Source organism: Microbulbifer aggregans, assembly GCF_020524005.1.
Lineage (GTDB): Bacteria > Pseudomonadota > Gammaproteobacteria > Pseudomonadales > Cellvibrionaceae > Microbulbifer > Microbulbifer aggregans_A.
In genome coordinates, this window is the sequence record NZ_JAIVKK010000024.1 from 1 (window position 1) to 4,133 (window position 4,133).

The 4,133-nt window shown below is 50.8% G+C and carries 1 protein-coding gene; it reads right to left on the bottom strand.

Features of this window, described 5'->3' with window-relative positions:
- Window positions 1-4,133: condensation domain-containing protein (locus LC093_RS20030; protein WP_226669217.1), on the bottom strand; the 4,133-nt coding region annotated here is incomplete at both ends.

A 4,133-nucleotide genomic window follows, 5' to 3' on the forward strand; every position in this document is an offset into this window, starting at 1 on the left:
TCACCCACCGCGCCCACGGGCAGCAGGTGCAAACTGCGATCGAGAACATAGAGCTGAGTATTTTGAATCGGACCGCCGATGTTGGTCGCAAGGTCCCCGGGCTGAAACTCGTGAGCCGAAGCGCAAACCGTGCTCTCGGTCGGACCATAAGCATTAAAGATACGACAGTGAGCGCGAACGCTGTTGAGCATCTCCAACCCGGGAGACTCACCGGCGGTGACGAGAGACTTTATCCCACTTAAACGCTCTGGATTTAATTGTGCCAGCAGTACCGGAGGAATGGTCGCCAGCTCGATGCTTTCCGATACGATAAGCGCTTCAAGTAACTCAGTACTGACACGCTCATCATCCGAAGCGACCACCAAGTGATGACCGTTTAACAAGCTGACAAAAATTTCGGAAACACAGGCATCAAATACATAAGACGCAAACTGCAGTGCCCGTGTACACTGATCCGCCGAAAACGCGTGCTTTTGCGCCTCCGCCAGGTGTAACACGTTGCGGTGCTCGATCATCACCCCTTTCGGCTGACCGGTGGTACCCGAGGTGTAAATAACATAAGCCAGATGATCTGGCTGCACGGGCAGCGACAGATTGTTGCTGCTCTGGGCAACCAGCACAGAGGCTTCATCCACACATAGCGCTGACGCCGCGTATTCATCGAGTTCTACACACAGATGCTGCTGTGTTAACACAACTGGTGCCTGAGTGTCAGACAAGATAAAGGACACGCGCTCGGCGGGATACTCTGGCGAGATGGGCACGTAGGCCGCACCCGCCTTCAGTACCGCTAAGATCGCAACGACCATATCCAAACTGCGATCGAGGTACAGCGCCACCGGGGTATCCGGCTGTAACGGTATGCCCGCCTGATTAAGACAGTGACTGCGCAGCGCCCTCGCGAGACGGTTGGCCCGCTGGTTCAGCGCTTGATAGCTGAGTTCCTCGCCTGCAAAAGACAGCGCGACTCGCTCAGGTGTACTCGCCACCTGGCGTTCAAATTCATGCACTAGTGAGCTGTCATGCAGGTAATCGGCCGAGTTGTTATTCCACTGTTCACATTGCAACTGACGCTCGCGCTCGGACAAGAGCATAATATCTTCGTGAGGAAGGTTTGGCTGGCGAGCAGCGACCATCATTATCACAGATATCTTTTCTAAGAAATAAGCGATACGATCCGACTTAAATATCGCACCATCATATTTTATCCCAATCTCTAAACCGCCGTTTTTTTCATAGGCAACAACAGAAATCGGATAGTTGGTTTTTTCAATTGCAGCTCGCCGTTTGACATTCAACTCAAGCTTATCCCGAGCCGTAGCTCGATCTTGAACCACAGGGTAATTTTCAAATACGAACAAACTATTAAATAAACGGCTCCCACCATCCTGAAGCCTGCTCAGAGCCACACTGCCATGGGCGCTAATCTCTACAATACGATTTTGAATCCGCAACAACAGCTCTGAAGCACTTACTTTGGGAGCCCAATCCACTGCTAAAGGTAGGGTATTAATATACATACCCACACTGCTTTCTATACCCTTGACTGGAATATCTCGCCCCGAAACCGTTGTACCAACAATGGTCTGCTCATCTTGAGTGAAAACTTGCAACAGCTTGTGCCAAGCAAATTGCACAAGAGTACTAATCGTAACGCCACAGTGGTTACAAGCTCGCTTTAAATCTAAAAACTTGTCCTCAGCAATAAAATTTTTCTGTTCTTCCGGCTGAACAACACGATTCATCCCCGACGAAAGTATAGGATGACCAGAAAGAAAGCTTAGATCGTTAACCCCACACCACAATTTTTTCTGGTCTTGCCAAAATTTTTGCGTACTTAACAACCTTTTGTTTTGGTAACTCTGCGCTTCGACATAGGTATTTTCGGCAACATAATCTGGCGCCTCACCAGAACACAACTGACGATAAAAATCATGCACAGTAGACATCAGAATTGCGCCACTCCATCCATCACTAATACTGTGATGAATGGTTTTTAACACCGTAAAATAATCTGACTGATGTTTAATCAAATGCAAACGAACCAGTCCAGGCTGGGTTAGATCAAACGCTGAAGATCGATCTAACTGCTGAATTTCAACAATTTTCTTCTCTCGATCATTTTCTGAATAAGCACTCAGATCATGGTAAATAAAATGTTCTTCCAAAAGGCTTTGGCCCTTAGTAACCACCTGTAGAACTTCGTTTCCCTGCCAATCAAAAGCCAGACGTAAAGCGGAGTAACGCAACGAGGCAAGCTGCCACGCTTCCTTATACGCTGAGATGTTAAAAGTGTGGTGATAATCGAGCAGCAATTGCACTCTATAGGCGTCATCATCCGGCATACTTAAGTGGTGATAAACAAAGCCCTGTTGCAAGCTGCTGGCAGGGAAAATTTGTTCAACCCGATATTTTTTGTTCAGCTCAGCCAATTGTTCAATCGACAACTCTCGTACCGGAAAATCACTCGGGGTCGCAACCGATCCTCGATCAGCCGCTTCGATCGAGAATTTAATCACCTGTTGCAATGCAGACTCTAGATTTTCAATCAGCGTTCGTGTCAGCGTCTCCGATAGGCGAGAGAGAACAGCCAATCGCAAGGCATCGCTCTTGATCGCTCCATTAAAAGCTAGCCTGACATGCTGAATATTTTCACGGGCAGAAGCCTGCCCGCAATCCTCGAGGACGATACTGCCAAGTGCTTGAGACTCACCGATTCGAGGGCGCTCTCCTCCCAACTGTCCCAGATAGTTAAAACTGATTTCAGGCAACGGGCTATGCACCAGCAGGCCCGCCTGAGTCAGTGCACCAAACCCAATGCCCTTGTCGGGAATACGACGAAGCGATTCCTTGGTTTCAATGATCACGTCCTCCAGTGAGGCATACGCCTGAAGACGCACTGGGTAGGCCGTAGTGAACCACCCCACGGTGTGCGAGACATCGATCGCATCATCAATGGGCTCACGGCCGTGTCCCTCCAGCGTGATGTGGAAGGTATCCCTGCCGAAGCTGGCCTGAAGCGCCTGCGCCAGAGCTGCCAGCAACAAGTCATTAATTTCGGTGTTGTAGCCCTCGTTCGCTCGGTGTAGCAACTGATCCGTAGCCTCTTTCGAGAGCACAACCTCGGCTGCGTGCGGGCTATCTGCCAGATCGTCGCCAATTTGCTCAAGCAGAGACTGCTGACCCGACGTTACCCCCTGCCAATAGTCCACATCGCCCTGATGACGCTCGGCGTAATTTTCTACAGCCTGCACCCACTGGCGATAACTGCTGGTTTTGGGGCCGAGCGCCCTACCACTGAGCAGCTGCTCCACGTCTTCCGCCAAAATCCGCCAGGAAACCGCATCGATGATTAGGTGATGGAAGGCAAAGAAAAGACGGGCACTGCCATCCGCATAGCCGTGTAAATACGCCGCCTGCCACAGCGGTCCCTGGTAAATATCAAACTGGCTCTGCCACTGTGTCAACTGATGGTTCAGCGCTTCGGCACTCAGAGTACTGACATCAAGTTGCTCTACGGGAGCCATCATCGGGCCCACGCTTTGATGGTAACGCTGTTGTACTCCCTGCTCGGTAATCTCAAATGCGCAGCGTAGAATATCGTGCTGCTCAGCGAGCGCCGAGACCGCCTGAGTCACCACCTCAAAGCTCAGCGCGTTGGGTACAGCAACCATAAACGCCTGATTCCAATGGTGCGGTTTCAACAGAGGTTGATCAAAAAACCACTGCTGAATCGGAAGCAAACCAAAGCTCCCAGCTAAACTACCCTGCTCAGCATTCACCTGCGAGGCAGTACTCGTCCTCGTCAGCAAGTCCGCCAACTCCAAGACCGTTGGTGCATCAAAAATATCTTTAACTTGAAGTGATAACCCCTGTCTTCGCAAGCGACTGGTCAACTGAATACTGACAATCGAGTCGCCCCCGACTCGGAAAAAATTATCCTCGATCCCCACACGATCAACGTCCAGTACCTCTTGCCAAACCTGACACAGTGTCGCTTCCAGCTCGGTGCGGGGCGCAACATAGCTCTCCGCCGAACCAAAGTCCGGCTCTGGCAGCGCCTTCACATCCAGCTTGCCATTGATTGTCAGCGGCAGCTCCGCCAGTGCTGTAAAGCTCGACGGCACCATATA